The organism is Nocardiopsis sp. L17-MgMaSL7 (genome assembly GCF_003182025.1).
Taxonomy (GTDB): Bacteria; Actinomycetota; Actinomycetes; order Streptosporangiales; family Streptosporangiaceae; genus Nocardiopsis; species Nocardiopsis prasina.
On the sequence record NZ_QGTF01000004.1, the window covers coordinates 465396 to 483642 of the forward strand.

The 18247-nt window shown below is 72.5% G+C and carries 17 protein-coding genes; 7 read left to right on the forward strand and 10 right to left on the reverse strand.

Features of this window, described 5'->3' with window-relative positions; all coding sequences use genetic code 11:
* Positions 1 to 221: 221 nt before the first annotated feature.
* Positions 222 to 2405: a prolyl oligopeptidase family serine peptidase gene (locus tag BDW27_RS09745; protein WP_110049101.1), complete on the reverse strand. Its 2184-nt coding sequence runs from the start codon at positions 2403 to 2405 to the stop codon at positions 222 to 224.
* A gap of 194 nt (positions 2406 to 2599) precedes the next feature.
* On the opposite strand from BDW27_RS09745, the gene BDW27_RS09750 reads away from it, so the two are divergent.
* On the forward strand, positions 2600 to 3097 hold the full coding sequence (locus tag BDW27_RS09750; RefSeq protein ID WP_017544843.1) for a TspO/MBR family protein: 498 nt from the start codon (positions 2600 to 2602) through the stop codon (positions 3095 to 3097).
* Positions 3098 to 3232: 135 nt separating this feature from the next.
* On the opposite strand, the gene BDW27_RS09755 is transcribed toward BDW27_RS09750, so the two are convergent.
* Positions 3233 to 4453, reverse strand: coding sequence for an ABC transporter ATP-binding protein (locus BDW27_RS09755; RefSeq protein ID WP_017544844.1), 1221 nt, complete (start codon positions 4451 to 4453; stop codon positions 3233 to 3235).
* A 733-nt stretch (positions 4454 to 5186) separates the two neighbouring features.
* Here BDW27_RS09755 and lnt point away from each other — a divergent pair.
* Positions 5187 to 6737, forward strand: a complete 1551-nt coding sequence (gene lnt, locus BDW27_RS09760; RefSeq protein ID WP_233515703.1) for an apolipoprotein N-acyltransferase — start codon at positions 5187 to 5189, stop codon at positions 6735 to 6737.
* A 161-nt stretch (positions 6738 to 6898) separates the two neighbouring features.
* Positions 6899 to 7495, forward strand: a complete 597-nt coding sequence (locus BDW27_RS09765; protein WP_110049056.1) for an FxsA family protein — start codon at positions 6899 to 6901, stop codon at positions 7493 to 7495.
* Between the two features lie 6 nt (positions 7496 to 7501).
* On the opposite strand, the gene BDW27_RS09770 is transcribed toward BDW27_RS09765, so the two are convergent.
* Positions 7502 to 8212 carry a potassium channel family protein gene (locus BDW27_RS09770; RefSeq protein ID WP_110049057.1) on the reverse strand — a complete coding sequence of 237 codons (711 nt, stop codon included), beginning with the start codon at positions 8210 to 8212 and terminating at the stop codon, positions 7502 to 7504.
* 207 nt (positions 8213 to 8419) lie between these two features.
* Between BDW27_RS09770 and BDW27_RS09775 the strand changes: the two genes are divergently transcribed.
* On the forward strand, positions 8420 to 8746 hold the full coding sequence (locus BDW27_RS09775) for a nuclear transport factor 2 family protein (RefSeq protein WP_017544848.1): 327 nt from the start codon (positions 8420 to 8422) through the stop codon (positions 8744 to 8746).
* A 160-nt stretch (positions 8747 to 8906) separates the two neighbouring features.
* On the opposite strand, the gene BDW27_RS09780 is transcribed toward BDW27_RS09775, so the two are convergent.
* A complete protein-coding gene (locus BDW27_RS09780) occupies positions 8907 to 9395 on the reverse strand; it encodes a nucleoside deaminase (protein ID WP_110049058.1) in 489 nt (162 codons plus the stop codon).
* A 103-nt stretch (positions 9396 to 9498) separates the two neighbouring features.
* On the opposite strand from BDW27_RS09780, the gene BDW27_RS09785 reads away from it, so the two are divergent.
* Positions 9499 to 9978, forward strand: coding sequence for a GNAT family N-acetyltransferase (locus BDW27_RS09785; RefSeq protein WP_110049059.1), 480 nt, complete (start codon positions 9499 to 9501; stop codon positions 9976 to 9978).
* A gap of 4 nt (positions 9979 to 9982) precedes the next feature.
* On the opposite strand, the gene BDW27_RS09790 is transcribed toward BDW27_RS09785, so the two are convergent.
* The 4 genes from BDW27_RS09790 to BDW27_RS09805 form a co-directional block, all read right to left on the reverse strand.
* Positions 9983 to 11917 carry a cation-translocating P-type ATPase gene (locus tag BDW27_RS09790; RefSeq protein ID WP_110049060.1) on the reverse strand — a complete coding sequence of 645 codons (1935 nt, stop codon included), beginning with the start codon at positions 11915 to 11917 and terminating at the stop codon, positions 9983 to 9985.
* Positions 11914 to 12285 (reverse strand): helix-turn-helix transcriptional regulator, encoded by a 372-nt coding sequence (locus BDW27_RS09795; protein WP_017544852.1) that lies wholly within the window; start codon positions 12283 to 12285, stop codon positions 11914 to 11916. Before BDW27_RS09795 ends, BDW27_RS09790 begins: the two co-directional genes overlap by 4 nt.
* Before the next feature lie 59 nt (positions 12286 to 12344).
* Positions 12345 to 12935, reverse strand: coding sequence for an NUDIX domain-containing protein (locus tag BDW27_RS09800; RefSeq protein ID WP_017544853.1), 591 nt, complete (start codon positions 12933 to 12935; stop codon positions 12345 to 12347).
* Between the two features lie 107 nt (positions 12936 to 13042).
* A complete protein-coding gene (locus BDW27_RS09805; protein WP_370446472.1) occupies positions 13043 to 15514 on the reverse strand; it encodes an HAD-IC family P-type ATPase in 2472 nt (823 codons plus the stop codon).
* A 263-nt stretch (positions 15515 to 15777) separates the two neighbouring features.
* On the opposite strand from BDW27_RS09805, the gene BDW27_RS09810 reads away from it, so the two are divergent.
* The gene (locus BDW27_RS09810; protein WP_110049061.1) at positions 15778 to 16563 is read left to right on the forward strand and encodes an NRDE family protein; all 786 of its coding nucleotides are present in this window, start codon (positions 15778 to 15780) and stop codon (positions 16561 to 16563) included.
* Positions 16564 to 16655: 92 nt separating this feature from the next.
* On the opposite strand, the gene BDW27_RS28005 is transcribed toward BDW27_RS09810, so the two are convergent.
* On the reverse strand, positions 16656 to 16784 hold the full coding sequence (locus tag BDW27_RS28005; protein ID WP_255421473.1) for a hypothetical protein: 129 nt from the start codon (positions 16782 to 16784) through the stop codon (positions 16656 to 16658).
* Positions 16785 to 16825: 41 nt separating this feature from the next.
* On the reverse strand, positions 16826 to 17638 hold the full coding sequence (locus BDW27_RS09815; RefSeq protein WP_110049062.1) for a family 16 glycosylhydrolase: 813 nt from the start codon (positions 17636 to 17638) through the stop codon (positions 16826 to 16828).
* A 241-nt stretch (positions 17639 to 17879) separates the two neighbouring features.
* Between BDW27_RS09815 and BDW27_RS09820 the strand changes: the two genes are divergently transcribed.
* Positions 17880 to 18182 (forward strand): hypothetical protein, encoded by a 303-nt coding sequence (locus BDW27_RS09820; protein WP_110049063.1) that lies wholly within the window; start codon positions 17880 to 17882, stop codon positions 18180 to 18182.
* Positions 18183 to 18247: the final 65 nt, after the last annotated feature.

Below are 18247 nucleotides of genomic sequence, written 5' to 3' on the forward strand. Positions count from 1 at the left end.
GTGGAGGGGCCCGCCCGGACCACGCCGTGGCGGCGCGGTCCGGGCGGGCACGGATCAGATGAAGTCCGAGCTGGAGTCGGTGCCGTCGTTGTCGCCGCCCGCGGTGGTGTCGCGGGAGGTCACCTCCGCCAGATCCTCGACCTCAACCTCGATGGGGTCCATACCGCACCTCGCTTTCTGTGTGCCGTCGATCCTCTTGGCCAGGGCCGGTCCGGACGCCGTCAGCGTCCGGTGAGCCCCGTCTTGTGGGCCGCGAACGCGTGTGCGTCCGCGGCCAGTCCCACGGCCCGGCTCACCGCGCGCGGGCCGTGCCCGACGTCGCGTTCGTAGCGCAGCAGGGCGGCCGGGCGGTCCCCCTCCTCGCCCGCCGCCGCCAGCAGCGCCGCGCACATCTTGCGCGGGTGGGCGGCGTCGGTCCGGGTGTCGCCGTCGAACCCGGTGAGTAGGACGCTGGGATGCCGCAGCCCCGGTGTGCGCAGGGCGGAGTCCAACGCGCGGTGGTAGGGGGAGTAGGACACCAGGGCGGCGAAGTCGTCGGGGTCGGCCGCGGTGCCGAACTCGCGGGTCCACATGCGGCCCAGCCCGAGGCGCTCGAACCGCACCATGTCCGCGAGCGGGGCCGAGGCGATCACGGCCGCGCACAGGTCGGGGCGGGCCGTGGCGGCGGCCAGCACGAGCAGACCCCCGGCCGAACCGCCCGAGAGGCACAGTTCGGAGCGCGAGCACCAGCCGGCGGTCACCAGGGCGTCGGCGGCGGCGACCAGGTCCCGCACCGCGCGCGGCTTGTGGCGGCCCGACCCCTCCAGGTGCCACCGGCGCCCGGCGTCACCCCCGCCCCGGACGTGTGCCACGGCGTAGCGGCCGCCGGACAGCAGCCAGGCCAGCACGGTCGCGCTGAACCCGAACTGCCGAGGGCGTCCGAAGCCCCCGTACGCGTGCAGGAGGGTCGGCCCGGCCCCGTCGCCGCCGGAGGCGTCGAAGACGGTGACCGGAACGCGGGTGCCGTCGGAGGACCGGCACCACAGGACGGTGCGGACCACGGAGGGTGAGCCCTCGGATCCGGTACGCGTACCGGTGCGCGCCTGGGGTTCGGGACTGGCGGAGAGGGGCCAGGGCCCGGGCGCGGCCTCGCCCGGAGCGAGTCGCAGGACCCTCTGCTGGGTGGCCACGTCCGCGTAGCCGAGGAACACGGTGCCGTCCGGGGCGGCGACGGGCCCCGAGACCATGCCCTCACCCGGCAGTTCCACGGTGTGCGAGCGGGCACCGGTGACGGCGTCGTACACGGAGGCCTCGCTGATGCCCAGCCGTGTGCGGACCACCAGCAGCGCGGTCCCACCGGGCGCTCGGTGCGGGCAGAAGGCGTCCAGGGTCGCCCCCGGGTCCTCGGGAACGACCTCCCGCCAGTGCTCGGGCGAGAGCCGTTCGGCGGGGGCACCGGGCTCCACCGCGCACACGCGGCGTCGGGGAGCGTCCAGGGTGGTGCGCAGGTACAGCAGGCCGTCGGGGCCCGGGCGCACCTCGGTCTCGGCGTCGTGGTCCACCTGGAGGGGCCGGAACCGGGGCCGCTCGGCCGGGCCCGCGGCCAGGTCGGCCAGCCACAGGTCGGTGCGGTGCCCGGTGCCGTGGCTCTCGGTGACCAGCAGCCAGCGGTCGTCCAGCACACGCACGCCCGGCACGGTGCCCGGGCCGGTGCAGGGGTACACGAGGGTCTCGGCGCCGTCCACGACCCGGCGCAGCCACACGCCGCGCACGCCTCGGGCGCCGTCGCGGCGCACGTAGTAGAAGGCCCGGCGCCCGCCTGGCAGCCAGGCGACGTGCGAGTAACGCACACCGGACACGGTGGGGCCCACGGCGGAGCCCGTGTCGGTCCGGACCACGCGCAGACCTCCGCGCTCCACCCCTCCCGAGGAGGTCTGGAGGGCCACCAGGCGGCCGTCCGGGCTCGGCTCCCAGGAGTCCAGGGTGGTCCTCCCGGTGGGGTCGTCCACGCAGGGGTCGTAGACGGTCAGCGGACCGGTGTCCGAGGTGACGGGGGAGGACCCTCCCGTGTCGGTGTCCGCGCTGGCGGAGCCGCTCGGGTCCCGGGGCCACACCACGAGGCGGGGGTGTTCGCTCCCCGCGTGGCGAACCGTGCAGAACAGTGCTCTGGAGCGGAGGACCGGCGGAGACCACAGGTCGGTGGCCAGCAGGGCCCGGATGCGCTCGGCCAGCGGTTCGCGCAGGGGCCAGGTGGCCGCCTCGCGCTCGTACTCCCGCCCGCGTTCGGACAGCCAGCGCAGGGTCGCGGGGGAGTCGGACGCCTCCAGCCAGCGGTAGGGGTCGGGGACGGGGTGGCCGTGCAGGGTGTCGACGACCGACACGGGGTCGGTGACCGGGGCGGTTCCGGGGGCTCGGTTGCGCACCATCACATGGTTCAAGCGGTCCGACGCGACGGTCAAGGAAGAGATACCTGGCTCTGAGGGACGCGACTGTGTCCCTGAGGGAAGGTTTGTGGGGTGGGCCAGCCAGGACCGCCGGGGTGGTCGAGCGCGGGACCGGGTAGGTCTCCGTCAAGGGGCGGTCCCCGCCCCTCGGAGACCGCTGGAGTGGGGAGTGAACCGTGGAGAACACCGACCGCAGGACCCCCGGGCCGCGCCGTTCGCTGGGGGCGGCGGTGTGCTTCGCAGCGGCGGTCCTGGCGACGGCACTGGTCGGCGGTTCTGCGGCCGCTGGCTCCGGTGCCGTCTACGCGAGCCTCGACCTGCCGGTGTGGGCCCCGCCCGCCTCGTTGTTCGGTCCGGTCTGGACCGTCCTGTACGTGCTCATCGCGGTCGCGGGCTGGCTGGTGTGGCGCTCGGCGGGGATCCAGGGGGCCGCGGTCTTCCTGGGTGTCTACGTCCTCCAACTGCTGCTGAACGCCGCCTGGACACCGCTGTTCTTCGGCGCCGGGCTCTACGGTCTCGCGCTGGTGGACATCCTGCTCCTGGTCGTGGCGGTGGCGGGCACGCTGTTCCTGGCCCGTCCGCACAGCAGGCTGGCGGCCCTGCTCCTCGTCCCCTACCTGCTGTGGGTCGCCTTCGCGGCCGCGCTCAACGCCGCGATCTGGCTGGCCAACTGACGGTCCCGCACGACGCCCGAACCGCGGCCGGGGGCGCACCGGGCCGGAACAACGGGGGCGGGCGGCGCCCCGGGGGATGGGGCGCCGCCCGCCCGTCCGGTCCGGGGAGGTGTGGACCGGACCTGGGAGGGTCGGTCAGACGTTGTCGGGGTGGCCGATCGCCAGGCCGCTCTCCTGGTCGAAGAAGTGCAGCTGGCTGACGTCCACCGCCAGGCTGATGGTGCTGCCCGGGCGCACGCTGCTGCGGGGGCTCACGCGGGCGGTGAACTGCGAGCGGTTGTCGCCCAGCGGCAGGGCTGCCTCCGCGCTCTCCTCGTCGTCGCCGGCGGCGTCCTTGGCCAGGGCGGCCGCGTCCTCGTGGCGCACGGGCGGGGCGTCGACGCCGAAGATCACGTTGATCTCGGTGCCCAGCTCCTCGGTCACGTCGGCGGTGACCTCGATGCGGGTGTCACCGCTGCCGTCGAGCTCGGCGTCGCTGAAGTCCGAGGGGCGGATGCCCAGGATCACCGAGCGGCCCACGTACTCGCCCAGGCCCGTGCGCTCCTTGAGGATCGCGGCCGGGACCGGGAGCTCGTGCCCGGCGAACCTCAGCACGGCGCCGTCACCGGAGCGGGAGAGGTCGGCGTCGACGAAGTTCATCGCCGGGGAACCGATGAACCCGGCCACGAACAGGTTGACGGGGGAGTCGAACAGTCGCTTGGGGGTGTCGACCTGCTGGAGGCGGCCGTCGCGCAGGACCGCGACCCGGTCGCCGAGGGTCATGGCCTCGATCTGGTCGTGGGTGACGTAGACGGTGGTGACGCCCAGGCGCTCGTGGAGCTGGTTCAGGGAGGCGCGCATCTGCACGCGGAGCTTGGCGTCCAGGTTGGACAGCGGCTCGTCCATGAGGAAGGCCTGCGGCTCGCGCACGATGGCGCGGCCCATCGCCACACGCTGGCGCTGACCGCCGGAGAGCGCGCCCGGCTTGCGCTTGAGGTAGGGCTCCAGACCGAGCATGTCGGCGGCCTCGCCGACGCGGCGGGCGATCTCGGCCTTGGGGACCTTGCGCAGCTTCAGGCCGAAGGCGAGGTTCTGCTCGACGGTCATGTGGGGGTAGAGCGCGTAGTTCTGGAAGACCATCGCGATGTCGCGGTCCTTCGGCGGACGGTCGTTGACGATCTCGTCGCCGATCAGCAGCGTGCCCGCGGAGATCTCCTCCAGGCCGGCGATCATGCGCAGCGCGGTGGACTTGCCACAACCGGACGGGCCGACGAGCACCATGAACTCGCCGTCGTTGATCCGGAGGTTGAGGTCGTCGACGGCCTTGACGTCGCCGCCGTAGATCTTGTCGACGCCCTCAAGGACGATCTCCGCCATGGCTGTCAGCTCCCGCGTTGGCTCGGTGGTGTGGCGTATCCGATGGTGGGCGGAGGTTTCCGGAGCACGTGGACCCCCTTGAGAACCCCTCCACCCGAACCCGATGTTCGAAGTTGATCGAAACGGGCTGAATTCTTGATCACATCAGACATGATCGCGATCAAAATGTCCAGAGCGCATTTGGTTTCGATCCGATTGCGGTCATGCGCAAACCGCCCCCGGTCAGCTGGCGTGCGCGGCTCAGGTGCGTTAGCCTGTCGCACGGTTCATCACGTTCTCCCCTCCCACCACTTGGGCCGGTGGCCACGACACGGCGGCCGGGTTGAGACAAGGGGTCGGGGAGTCTGGGTAACCTAACGACCAGTCCAGCACTGGACGGACCGGTTGTGCGGCCCCCACTCGTCCGATTGGACGCTGCATCACGCGCCAGGTGCAGCTGGGATCGGGTGAGGAGCGGAGTACCGCGACCGGGCGGGGGGTTGGACCCGGAAAAGGCCCGAACATCCAGTAGACAACGGTCTTCCGAGCTCGCCGCCGACGGGACGGAGCCGGTCCGAAGGGTGGCTCGGGCCTTTTCCGCGTCCCCCCAATATGCTGACCGCGAGGACCCTCAGTACCCAGCGGAAAGCGAGCATCCCACGTGGTTGCCGAGCAGAAGGGGTCGGAGCCAGCTCCGAGCCCCGAAAGACCCTCGCCGAACACCACGGCGCCGGAGTCCGAGGCGCGGGCCACGATGTGGTCCCCCCTGGCCCCGGGGCACCGCTGGGGACGCCTCGACCTCCTCTGGCGCACCCTGGCCGCCGCCGGAGCCGGCCTGGCCCAGCTCTTCGCGCTCCCGCCGTACGGCCTGTGGTGGCTCGGCCCTCTCAGTGCGGCCCTGCTCCTCCTGGCCGTGAGCGGGACGCGCATGCGGCGCGCCGCGTGGCTGGGCGCCCTGTCCGGCGCCACGCTCATGGTTCCGCTGGTCCACTGGCAGGACATCTTCGGCGTCGACGTGTGGCTGGCCGTCGCCGCCCTCGAGACCGCCTACTTCCTTCCGATGGCCATGGGGCTGTCCCTGGTCGCGCGGTTGCCCTACTGGCCGGTGTGGACCGCGGCCCTGTGGGTGGCCCAGGAGGCCGTGCGCGCCCGCTGGCCGCTCGGGGGGTTCTCCTGGGGCAAACTCGCCTTCGCCCAGCCGGACACCCCCTTCGTGGGCTACGCGGCCCTGGGGTCCTCCGCGCTGGTGTCCTTCGTCGTGGCCCTGACCGGCGCCATGCTGGTGTGGACGGTCCTGCGCGCCGTGACGGCCCGTGGCCGCGCCCGGGTACTCCTTCCGGCCGTGGGCCTGGCCACCGGCGCGGCGATCGTCCTGGGCGGCCTCGTGGTCCCCGCGATCGGCCGCCCCGCCCCGCAGGAGACCGTCACCGTGGGCATGGTCCAGGGCAACGTGCCCAACGTCGGGGAGATCTCCATCCTCGGCGAACGCGCCCAGGTCCTCCACAACCACGCCGACGGCGTATCGGAACTGGCCGGGGCGGTCCGGGAGGGTGAGTACCCCCAGCCCGACCTCGTGCTCCTGCCCGAGAACGCCAGCGACATCGACCCCTTCCGCGACCCCGAGGCCGCGCGGATCATCGACGGCGCCGCCCAGGACGTGGGAGCGCCCCTGCTGTGGGGGCTGAGCCGGTTCAACGACGACGGCACACGCCACGTGCAGAGCCTCGTGTGGGACCCCGAGACCGGTCCGGGTGACGCCTACGACAAACGCCACCTCGTCCCGTTCGGCGAATACGTCCCCCACCGTGAGTTCTTCACCCGGTTCGTCTCCCGCCTGGGCCAGGTCAGCTCGGACGCCATTCCCGGAACCGACCCCGGCGCCCTGGAGATCGGCGGCACCACACTGGCCGTGGGCATCTGCTTCGACGTGGCCTTCGACTCGCCCGTGCGCGAGTCCGTGGCCGCGGGCGGCCAGATCATCGTGATCCCCACCAACAACGCCAACTACAACTTCACCGGGCAGACCCAGCAACAGCTGGCCATCACCCAGCTGCGCGCCGTCGAGCACGGCCGGCCGGCCGTGGTGGTCTCCACCAGCGGTGTCAGCGCCGTCGTCGAGCCGAACGGCAAGGTGGCCTACGAGTCACCGGAGGCCGAGCGCGACATCAACGTCGCCGAGCTCACGGCCATGGAGGGCCCCGCGGTGGCCACGCGGCTGGGCCCGGTCCCCGAGGCCCTGCTGGCGGCGCTCGGTCTGGGCGCGGTGGTCGCCTCGGTCATCGCCGCGCGCAGGGCCCGGACCTGAACCCACGGCCCCGCCCGCCGGCCCGCTCCCCGTCGCGGGCCGGACCGGTGGCGTCCGACGCGGGTGGGAGCGCCCGGACCGGGAACCATTCACACCACGGGTACGTTCCTTCCAACAAGAGGAGACCCGGCTCCGGCCCACGACACTGAGGATGATTCGCGATGCCGCTGCTGATTGTGCTGGCGCTGATGGCACTGCCCTTCCTTGAGGTGGGCCTGATGATCTGGGTCGGCGGACAGATCGGCGTGCCGTGGACGCTGGCCGCGCTGGTCTCGCTGATGGTCCTGGGCGTGGCCGTCCTGCGCCACACCGGCCGGGCCTTCCGCGAGGTGGTCCAGGAGGCCGACGAGGCCATGCGCACCGGTGAACAGCCGCGCAAGGGCCTGCTCGACCCCCTGATGCTCATGGCGGGCGGCATCCTGCTCGTCATCCCCGGTTTCCTCACCGCCGCGGTCGGTCTGCTGCTGGCCACCCCGGTCACCCGGCCGGCCCTGCGGTGGGTGTTCGCCGGTTGGGCGGCCCGCCGGATGAAGAAGATGCAGGAGCGCGTGAACGAGGAGTTCGCCGCCCGTGGCGCCACCATCCCGAACCAGGCCCCCTTCGGCCCCGGCGGCCCCGCGGGTTCCGGCACGCCCGGAAACCCGTTCGGTACCGCCCCCGGAAGCACCCCCGGCGCGGACGGCGGCGACCGCTCCGCCCCCAACCGCGGCCGCGTCATCCAGGGCCAGTTCGAGCCCGAGGACGACGACCGCCACTGACGCCCGTCAGGGACGCCCGGTGCCCGGTTCGGTCCCGGGCCCACCGGCTTGGGTGACGGTCACGTAGGCGCCGACGATGCGGGCGATCACCGTGGTGAGGAACAGGGTCCCCGCCACCGCCTCGGCGGTGGCCAGCGACCGTGCCCACGGGGTGACCGGAACCAGGTCGCCGTAGCCCAGCGTGACCAGGGTGACGAAGCTCAGGTAGGTCAGGTCCTGCCAGTCCACCGCCGTTCCCGAGGACAGGGAGTCCTCGAAGGAGCCCGGCCACAGCGCCTCCACGATGCCGAACAGCGCCGCGAACACCCCGCCCAGCAGCAGGTAGGCGCAGACCGCCGCCATGATCAGCTGCGGGCCCGTCTCGCCCCTGTGCCGCCGCCGGTACGTGAACACGAACACGAGCAGCTTCAGGATCAGGTAGCCCTGGAACAGCACCACGGCGCAGAATAGCCCGAGACGGGCGGTGGGGACCGCGGGGTGCAGGGCCGCCCAGAACCCGGCGGCCAGGAACACCACGGACAGCACGGCCACGGGGACCAGGCGATGGCCCTCGTCCCGCACCACGCGCACGCCCAGGAAGACCACCGCCGGGTACAGCAGGACGTACAGCATCTCCCAGAGCTGTCCGCGCAACGTCAGCGGATACGCGAAGTGCAGCAGCGCCGAGGCGGCCAGGAACGCCGCCAGGGGGTGTGAGAGCCCCGGCCGACCACGCATGCACGCCCCTCCCCGTCCGCACCGACAGCGCCCCGGACGACGCCACCGGTCGCCGGGAGGCTAGCCCGGGCACCCGCGGGACAGTGTGAGGCGCGGGAGGTGTTTGCCCGACCTTTGAGCGCCGTCGGTACTCGGCAGACCCCTCGGCTGCGAGCATCCTCAGGGAGCGGGACCACCAGGGCCCGCAACCGAACACGGAGGAGCACCATGAGCACGAGCATCCCCGAGCCGGTCGCGTCGTTCATCGACAGGGTCAACGGTCACGACGAGCAGGGGTTCCTGGACGCCTTCACCCCGGACGGGGTGGTGGACGACTGGGGACGCGAGTTCCGGGGGCGCGAGGCCATCAAGCGGTGGAGCGACGTGGAGTTCATCGGTGCCCGGGGTGTGCTGGACGTGCGCTCGGCCGAAGCCACCGGGGACGGCGTCACCGTGGTCGGTGACTGGAGGTCCCAGCACGCCAACGGACTCAGTTCCTTCGCGTTCTCCGTCGAGGGTGACCGGATCGCCCGGATGACCATCCGGGAGGGGTGAGGGCGACACCTCGACCCGCAGAGGGCGGGATCGGGCCCCGCCACCGGCGCGTCCGGGGGCATATCGGACGACTCGATGGTCGGCGCACCGACACTGATCGTTTCGATCACTTTCGATCAGTGGAGGGTGCGACCGGCTTGCAGCCCCCGGACCGGGCGGTTCACAGGTCCGTCGCACGCCCGTGCAGCCGGGCGTGCAGCCCCCGGACCTCCTCGCTCAGGGAGTCCACCGGGCCCTCCACCGGAACCCCCGGAGCCACCTCGTCGACCGACAGCGCCCGCACCGGACCGGCGGGGACACCCCACTCCGCCAGCCAGGATCCCAACTGCTCCGACGAGCTGGCGTACACGATCCGCCCGAGTCCCACCCAGGCGTGGGCGGCGGAGCACATCGGACAGTGCTCACCCGAGGTGTAGACGGTCGCCGACGCGCGTGCGGCGGGGGACAGGTGTTCGGCGGCCCAGCGGGCGATCGCGAACTCCGGGTGCCGGGTGGAGTCACCCCCGGCCACGTGGTTGTGGTCCTCGAACAGCACCGTGCCGTCCGAGCCCACCAGCACGGAACCGAACGGCTCGTCGCCCGCGTCCAGCGCCTCAGCGGCCAGGTCGACCGCGCGCCGCAGGTGACGCAGGTCGGTCTCGTCCACCATCACGGGCTCCTTCGCTCGGGTTCGGCGCCACCGTATCGCGGGCCTCCGCCCGGCCGGAGAAACCACTGGCCGCCCCGGAGCGCGTGTGGCTACGCTGCGACCCATGCAGATCAGGATCCGGCCCTACGAACCCGGTGACCGCGAGACCGTGGTGGACATCGCCCTGCGCGCCTGGGAACCGGCCCACCGGTCCCTGGAACGGACCCTGGGCACGCGGCTCCACCGACAGGTCGTCGGTGACTGGCGCCGGGCGCACGCGCGCGACGTCCGGGAGGACCTGGACTCGGAGGAGGCGCACGCGTGGGTGGCGGTGGACGGCCACGTGAGCGGGTTCGTGACCGTCCGGCTCGACCGCGAGGGCGGCACGGGTCTGGTCCACCTGCTGGGGGTCGACCCCGACCAGCAGGGGCGGGGCACGGGCACGGCGCTCACCGAGTTCGCCGTGGACCGTATCCGGGAGGAGGGTATGGCCGTCGCCGTGATCCGGACCGGCGGCGACGAGGCCCACGCCCCGGCACGGGCCGTCTACGAGAAGGCCGGGTTCGTGGCCTCGCCGGTCGTGCACTACTACCGGAGCCTGTGAGCCGTCACCGCCTGAGCGTGCGGGGTCGGCGTCCGGCGCGCATGCCGTTGGCGATGACCACCACCTCCGCCACCTCGTGCACCAGGACCACCGCCGCGAGGCCCAACACTCCGAACAGGGCCAGCGGCATCAGGACGACGATGATCGCCAACGACAGCCCGATGCTCTGCCACATGACCGTCCGGCAACGGCGGGCGTGGGCCAGCACCACGGGCAGGTGGCGCAGGTCCTCACCCATCAGGGCGACGTCCGCGGTCTCCACGGCCACGTCGGTGCCCATCGCCCCCATGGCCACGCCGAGGTCGGCACCGGCCAGGGCTGGCGCGTCGTTGACCCCGTCGCCGACCATCGCCACCGGCCCCCCGGCCCGCAGTTCACCGACCACCCGCGCCTTGTCCTCGGGCAGCAGACCGGCGTGCACCTGGTCCGGGTCGATCCCGACCTCGGCGGCCAGCGCCCGTGCAGTAACGGGGTGGTCCCCGGTCAGCATCGCCACCCGGTGGCCGGAACGCCGCAGCTCCGCGACCACCTCGGCGGCCTCGGGCCGTGGTTCGTCCCGGACCGCGAGGGCACCCGCCACGGCGCCGTCCTCCTCCACCACGACCACGGTGGCCCCCGCGTCCAGCAGCCGCTCGACCTCGCCAGCGAGGGGACCCGGGGCCACCCAGCCGGGACGGCCCAGACGTACCTCCGCGCCCTCCACCCGGCCGGTCAACCCGTGGCCGGGCACCGCACGGACGTCGTCCGCCGGAGGAGGCGCGGGGTGCGCGGACAGCACGGCGCGGGCCAGCGGGTGCTCGCTGCGCGCCTCCAGCGCCGACGCCAGGGCCAGGACCCGCTCCCGCGTGTGCCCGGGGGCGGGTGCCACCTCCACCACGGCGGGCGCGTTCCGGGTGAGGGTGCCGGTCTTGTCCAGGGCGACCACCCGGACCCCGCCCATCGCCTCCAAGGCGGCACCGCCCTTGACCAGCGCGCCCTGGCGTGAGGCCGCGCCGACAGCGGCCACCACGGTCACCGGTACGGAGATGGCCAGCGCGCAGGGTGAGGCCGCCACCAGCACGACCAGAGCGCGTTCGATCCAGGTCAGGGGGTCGCCCATGAGCGACCCGAGCGCCGCCACCAAGGCGGCCACGACCATCACCCCGGGGACCAGGGGGCGGGCGACCCGGTCGGCCAGCCGCTGCCCCTGACCCTTGCGGGCCTGTTCGGCCTCCACGACGCGCACCACGCGTGCCAGGGAGTTGTCCTCGGCATCGGCGGTCACGGTGATCTCCAGCGGGCCCGTTCCGTTGACCGATCCGGCGTACACGGCGTCGCCGGGGCCCGCCTCCACGGGTACGGACTCCCCGGTGATGGCCGAGGTGTCCAGGCTGGTGTGTCCGGAGTCGATCACGCCGTCGGTGGCCAGTCGCTCACCCGGACGAAGGACGAGGGTCTGCCCGGGCCGGAGTTGGTCGGGGGAGACCGTGTGTTCGACCCCGTCGCGCAGGACGGTCGCCCGCGCGGGCACCAGGTCCAGCAGGGCGCGAAGGCCGCGTCGGGTACGGGCGACGGCGTACCCCTCCAGGCCTTCGGCGATGGTGAAGAGCACAGCCAGCATCGCCGCCTCCCCGACCTCGCCCAGAGCCACGGCCCCGAAGGCGGCCAGGGTCATGAGGGTGCCCACGCCGATCCGGTTCCGGAGCGGCCCCGGCCCGAACAGGCGGCGCAGGGTGGCGGGGACGAAGGTCCAGCCCGCGACCACCAGGGCCGCGGACTTCAGGAGGAGGGGGAGTGCGTCGGGGGCCCCGGACCAGCCCGCGGCGTACCCGGCGAGGAGCAGGGGCGCGGCGACGGCGGCGAAGCGGATCTCGGAGACCTGCCGGAGCCGGGTGGGCTCCCCGGGTTCGGTCGTCCGCTCGGGAGCGGCCGGGGCGTCGCCGCAGCAGGTGTCACTCACCGTGCACCGTCGCCGCTGTCGGTTCCGTAGGTGGGGCACAGGGCGACGGCGTTGCCCGTCGCTGCCAGGAGCGTCTCGGCCGCCGCGAGCAGGTTGATCAGTTCGGGGCGGCTGAGCGAGTAGAACACCTGGCGTCCCTGGGGGCGGCCGTCGACCAGTCCGCAGTCCCGCAGGCACGACACGTGTTTGGAGACCGTGGACTGGGCCAGGCCCAGCTGGTCCACGAGGTCGGTCACACGTGCCTCGCCCCGCGCCAGGCGCTGCACGATCGCCAGGCGGGTCCCGTCGGAGAGGCTGTGGAAGAGGGCCTCGGCCGCGTCCAGTCCGGAGCCCGCGCAGGCCCCCTCCACGTCTTCATTGATCGTCATTCGACGATCATATTCGATTTTGGCGATGAATCAACAGGGTCTCTTCCGCGGTCCCGCGGTCACACGCGCTCGGCCGCCGCTCTCGATGCGGCCAGTGTCTGGGAGATCTTCGCCGCCAACCGAGCCGAGGGCACGTCCGTGTGGGGCCGCCACGCGAGCGCGTCGGAGGCCCCGCCCCTCGCGGGCACGGTGGCGGCCGTCGCCCGGTACAGGTACAGGAACGTGAAGTGCACGTGTTCGGGCTCCCCCCGGTCCGGGTCCTCCGGTACACGGTGGACGTCCAGGTCCAACGGGAGCGCGTGCGCGTCCGACCCCGCCCGTGTGACCTCGATCCGCTCGGGGGCCAGGCCCGTGGACTCCGTCAGGCGCCCCAGCGACGCCTCGTCCAGCGCACCGTCCTCGGTGGTCAGGTGCCCGCCAGGCAGGAACCAGGGGCCCTGTTCCCCCTCCCGGACCATCAGCACCCGCCAACACGGGTCGAGCACGACGGCCCCGGCGGTCACGTGTCCCACGCGGAACTCCTTGGGAGAGGACAGCTCGTGCCCGCCGTCCAGGGCCCGCACCAGGGGGCCGGCCGCGTCGACTTCCTTGGGGAAGCGCTCCAGATAGCCGTCCAGCACGGCGCGGATGTGCGTGTTGGGGATGCTCAATGTGGCTCCTGTCGATCCGGACACGTGGCGCACCCAGGATCGCGGCTCGGCACCGGCCCTGAACAGTTCCCACGCTGACCGGCCCCGAGGTGGTACCTGAACCCCCGCTAGGCGGCGGCGCGGCTCGTCATCCGGTCGTCCACGACACGGATCACCGTGATCACCGCGATCGCCACCCCCGCCACCGCCAGCCCGGTCAGGACCTTGGCCGGATCGCTCACGTCGAGGTCGAAGAACCAGCGGCCCCACGGTGTCACCATGGCCAGGGTCAGCAGACCCACCATGGTGCCGACCAGCGCCACCTTCCACCACACGTACGGCTTGGCCACCAACAGCAGCACCCACAGCGTGGTCGCGCACAGGGTGATGACCACCGCCGTGCGGTCCGCCGGGTCCGGGACCGTGCGCCCACCGAGCACCAGCAGGTAGGTCGTCACCGCGGCCAGCCCCGCCACCAGCCCCGAGGGGATCGCCAGCCGCAACGTGCGCAGGACGAACCCCGGCCGGGCGATGTCGGTGTTGGGCGCCAGGGCCAGGAAGAACGAGGGGATGCCGAAGGTGACCGCGTTGATCAGCGTGGCGTGGCGAGGGAAGAACGGGTAGGCCACCGCCAGCAGGCCCACGATGATCGCCAGCGTCATCGTGTACACGGTCTTGGTCAGGAACAGGCTGGCCACCCGCTCGATGTTGCCGATCACCCGGCGGCCCTCGGCCACCACTCTGGGCAGGACGGCGAAGCGGTTGTCCAACAGGACCAGCTGGGCGACCGAACGCGAGGCGGGGCTGCCCGAACCCATCGCCACGCCGATGTCGGCCTCCTTCAGGGCCAGCACGTCGTTGACGCCGTCACCGGTCATCGCCACCGTGTGCCCGCGGTCGCGCAGGCCGCGCACCATGTCGCGCTTGCGTTCGGGAGTGACCCGGCCGAACGCCGAGCGGCGCTCCACCTCCCGCGCCATCCGCTCCGGCTCCTCGGGCAGGTCCCGGGCGTCCATGGGACGGTCGGCCCCGGGCAGCCCCAGCTCGCGGCCGACCGCGCCCACGGAGGCGGCGTGGTCGCCGGAGACGATCTTGACGTCCACGCCCTGGTCGGCGAAGTAGTCCAGGGTCGGCCGGGCGTCCTCGCGCACCCGCTGGTCCAGCACCACCAGCGACACCGGCTCCACCGTTCCCGGAGCGAACTCGTCGTCCACCCGGACCGAGGCCCGCGCCAGCAGCAGGACCCGCAGCCCCTGGGCACCCAGACGGGCCGCCTCCGCGGCGGCGGGTGAGTCCGGTTCGGCCAGGACGTCGGCGGCGCCGAGCACCCAGTGCCCCTCACCCGACGGAGTCAGCAGGCTCGCCCCGCTCCACTTGCGAGCGGAGGAGAAGGGGGCCAGCGCGGTCACGGTCCAGTCCGGGGCCTCCCGCCCGCCGGCCGCGCACCCCTCGGCGATCGCGGCCATGCTCGGGTTCGGGTCCGGGTCGCTCGCGGCCAGCGCGGCCAGCACCAGGGTGGGGGACTCCGACGAACCGCCCAGATCACGGATCTCCGCGAGCTTCATGCCGACCTCGGTCAGCGTGCCGGTCTTGTCCGTGCACACCACGTCCACCCGAGCCAGGCCCTCGATCGCGGGCAGCTCCTGCACCAGGCAACGGTGGCGGCCCAGCCGGATCACCCCCACCGCGAAGGCGATGCTCGTGAGCAGGATGAGGCCCTCGGGGATCATCGACACCAACGCCGCCACCATGCCGCGCAGGGCGTCGGCCAGAGGCCCCGGGACACCCCCGGAATCCGCCTGGTCCAACGCGACCTGACCGTTCATGAACAGCTGGCTGTAGACCAGCAGGGCGCCGATCGGGAAAAGGGCGTAGGTGATCCAGGTGAGGATCGTGTTGATCCCCGACCTCAGCTCCGACCGCACCAGCGAGAACCGGCTCGCCTCCTCGGCCAGCCGTGCCGCGTACGCGTGCCGTCCCACCTTCGTCGCCCGGAAGCGCCCGGCCCCGGCCACCACGAAGCTGCCCGACATCACCGTGTCACCGGGCTGCTTGAGCACCGGGTCGGCCTCTCCGGTGAGCAGCGACTCGTCGACCTCCAGGCCCCCGGCCCAGGTCACGACGCCGTCCACCACCACCTGGTCGCCGACTCCGACCTCCAGGACCTCGTCCAGGACGATCTCCTGGGTGGCCACCCGCACCGTGGCGCCGTCGCGCACCACCCGGGGGCGCGCGGCGTTGACGATCGCGAGCTTGTCCAGGGTGCGCTTGGCACGCAGCTCCTGGACGATGCCGATCAGCGTGTTGATCACGATGACCAGTGCGAAGAGGCCGTCCTGCACGGGCCCGATCACCGCGATGACCGAGAACAGGACGGCGATCATCGCATTGATGCGGGTGAAGACGTTCCCTCGGATGATCTGTCCGACACTGCGGCTCGCCCGGACGGGGACGTCGTTGGTCCGCCCGCCCGCGACGCGCTCGGCGACGTCCTCACTGGACAACCCCTTCTCCGGGGGCGGACCCAGGAGGACGGACCGGCCCGACACGGGCTCGGCCGGGAGCGGACCCAGTGGGGACCGGTCGGTTTCTTCGGGCACGGAGGGCTCCTGGTTGGCGAAGGAGGGCGAAGGGGGACCGGAACGGCGAAACCCCCGCTCAAACGGCCCCGGCGTCAACGCACACAAGACTAGGGAGCCCCCAGAGTAGAAGAGCACACCCCGGCCGCGCCGTAGTGCCCGGCCGACTCCTCGCCCTGGGGCCAGCACCACCCTGACCAGGGATCGTGTCCCCAGGGGGCGCGCACGGGGCTTCGCGTCGTAGAGTCCTTGGCAAGGGACCCGAACGCGTGGGAGACAACGAGATGTGCACGGTGATCGTCGGTTTCGATCCGGACGCCAGGACACCGCTGGTCGTCGCCGCACTGAGGGACGAGATGCGCTCACGCCCGTGGTCCTGGCCCGCGCCGCACTGGCCCCAGCGCCCCCACCTCGTCGGCGGTCGGGACCAGCTCGCCGGAGGAACCTGGCTGGCCGTGGATCCCCACAAGCGACGGATGGCCGCCCTGCTCAACGGCTGGCCGTGGGACGGGACGATGCCGTGGGAGGGCACCTACCCCGCGAGCAGGGGTGACCTGCCGCTCAGGGCCCTGTCCACCCAGCGCGATCCCCTCGCTGGCGAGGACCCCACCCGCTACGCGCCCTTCCACCTGCTCGACGCCGACGCGCACAGCGCGACCCTGTACAGCTGGGATGGGCGGTGTATGGACATCCGCTCCCTTCCCCGAGGCGTGACCACGCTGGTCAACACGGGCCTGGACCCCGCAGACCCCCGCGCCGCCCGGCACACCCCGGAGTTCGCCCGCGCCCGTCCCGACCCGGACCTGCCCAAGGCGACCACCCCGGAGGAGATCTGGGGCGAGTGGCCCGCGCTCATCGCCAAGGCGGCCCATGAGCGGCCCCGGTCGGCGGGCACCACTCCCGGAGGGGACCCCACGGGCCTGATCGCCCACGCGGACCTGGGTGACGGCCAGGTGTGGGCCACCGGCTCCGTCACCCTGGTCGCCCTGGACCGCGACACGGTGCGCTACGCCTTCACCGACACCCCCGCCGCCCCCGAACCGTGGAAGATGATCGACGTCCCGGAGTGAGCGGGGGACCCCGTGGTGCGGGTGTCCCGGGCCGACACGAAAGTCGTACGGCCCCGCCCTGGGGGGCGGGGCCGCACGCGTGGAGCCGGGTGTCAGGCGATCAGGAACGCCAGCAGCGCGAGGAGCGTCACCGAGGTGAAGGCGGTCAGTGCGACGAGGGCGTCGCCGCGGAAGCGCTCGGCGTCGCCGGAGGTGAGGGGGCCGGGATCGGTCTGGTTCACGGCCCCCTCCTGGCGTGCCCTCGGCCGGGTCTCCGAAGGACCTAGTCCAGGGAGTACACGCGGACGTAGTCCACGCGCATCTCCTGGGGGAGCTGGGTCGTTCCGTCCGGGTAACCGGGCCAGTCGCCGCCCACGGCCACGTTGAGGATCATGAAGAACGGCTGGTCGAACACCCACGGGTTCCCCCCGGTGTCCGCCGCCGTGTAGGTCTGGTAGGCGACGCCGTTCACCGACCACGTGATCGAGCCCGGCCGCCAGTCCACGGCGAACGTGTGGAAGGTGTCGGCGAACGACCACCCCTGCGGGTGCATGTAGGAGCCGGTCAGCGGGTTGCCGCCGAAGTAGCCGGGCCCGTGCAGGCTGCCGTGCACCAGGTGCGGTTCGCGGCCGATGTTCTCCATGATGTCGATCTCGCCCGAGTCCGGCCACGGTGTGTTCGGGAAGTTCGAGCCCAGCATCCAGAAGGCGGGCCAGATGCCCTGGCCGCGCGGGATCTGGATGCGCGCCTCGACCCGGCCGTACTGGGGCTGGACCTTGTTCTGGGTGGTCAGGCGGGCGGACGTGTAACCGCCGTGGGCCTCCTGGCGGGCCGTGATCACGAGGTGGCCGTTACCGTCGAGGGCCGAGTTGGCACGGCTGTCGGTGTAGTTCTGGAGCTCGTTGTTGCCCCAGCCGTGGTCACCTGTCTCGTGGTTCCAGTTCGCGGGGTTGGGGGCGCTTCCGGCGGCGCCGTTGAACTCGTCGGACCACACGAGCGTGGCCCGCATGTCGGACTCCGTGGTGGACGCTGAGGCGGTGGTGGGGGAGAGCAGGGCCGCGGCGGTGATGACCGCCATGAACAGGGCGCGGTGCATGGGCTACTCCGGGGGGAAGCCCCACAGGGGCGGTGGAGTACCGGGTCCGACACGCGTGTCGCGACCCAGTGTGGTCACCTTGTGACCATTGGTGTTGAAAAGTTACTGTACGTTTAGTGATTCGGAAGCACAAGACCGGGTTCTCGGGGTTTTCCCAGAAGTTTTTCGAAAGCGCGTCATAGGCGCCGTGGTGGATCGTCTCCTCCAGGAAAGACGTTCGACGATCCACCGAGGAACCCACATGCTGAGCGCCCACGCCATCCCCTCGCCCCTGTTCGACCCCGCTGACCTGGTGGGGCAGTGGGTCCGGGTGAAGGAGGACGGCACCGTCGGGCTGCTGACCTCCGCCGACCACGCCGGCTGGTCGCTGCGTACGCCGACCGGCGTCCTCTCCGGCCGCGGGCGTCTGGCCGCCGAGCCGGTGACCCGCCGGGCCGAGGCCGGACCGGTCCGCCGCCGCCTGCGCGCGGTCATGGACGACCCCGCCTTCCCGGGCGCCGCTGACCTGGACCTTCTCGACCTCCAGCTGGCCGCCCACCCGTGATGGCCGGTGCGTCGTGCGCCCTCGGTCAGCCGTCGTCTGTCTAGGGTGGAGGAGCGAGGTCGAGG

Excerpts from the sequence above, each read along its gene's own strand:
- BDW27_RS09745 (WP_110049101.1), bottom strand. The coding sequence starts at position 2,405 with ATGGTGCGCAACCGAGCCCCCGGAACCGCCCCGGTCACCGACCCCGTG.
- BDW27_RS09765 (WP_110049056.1), top strand. The coding sequence starts at position 6,899 with ATGCCGCTGCTGATTGTGCTGGCGCTGATGGCACTGCCCTTCCTTGAG.
- BDW27_RS09820 (WP_110049063.1), top strand. The coding sequence starts at position 17,880 with ATGCTGAGCGCCCACGCCATCCCCTCGCCCCTGTTCGACCCCGCTGAC.
- BDW27_RS09780 (WP_110049058.1), bottom strand. The coding sequence starts at position 9,395 with ATGGTGGACGAGACCGACCTGCGTCACCTGCGGCGCGCGGTCGACCTG.
- BDW27_RS09775 (WP_017544848.1), top strand. The coding sequence starts at position 8,420 with ATGAGCACGAGCATCCCCGAGCCGGTCGCGTCGTTCATCGACAGGGTC.
- BDW27_RS09810 (WP_110049061.1), top strand. The coding sequence starts at position 15,778 with ATGTGCACGGTGATCGTCGGTTTCGATCCGGACGCCAGGACACCGCTG.
- BDW27_RS09755 (WP_017544844.1), bottom strand. The coding sequence starts at position 4,453 with ATGGCGGAGATCGTCCTTGAGGGCGTCGACAAGATCTACGGCGGCGAC.
- BDW27_RS09795 (WP_017544852.1), bottom strand. The coding sequence starts at position 12,285 with ATGACGATCAATGAAGACGTGGAGGGGGCCTGCGCGGGCTCCGGACTG.
- BDW27_RS09785 (WP_110049059.1), top strand. The coding sequence starts at position 9,499 with ATGCAGATCAGGATCCGGCCCTACGAACCCGGTGACCGCGAGACCGTG.
- BDW27_RS09815 (WP_110049062.1), bottom strand. The coding sequence starts at position 17,638 with ATGCACCGCGCCCTGTTCATGGCGGTCATCACCGCCGCGGCCCTGCTC.
- BDW27_RS09770 (WP_110049057.1), bottom strand. The coding sequence starts at position 8,212 with ATGCGTGGTCGGCCGGGGCTCTCACACCCCCTGGCGGCGTTCCTGGCC.
- lnt (WP_233515703.1), top strand. The coding sequence starts at position 5,187 with ATGTGGTCCCCCCTGGCCCCGGGGCACCGCTGGGGACGCCTCGACCTC.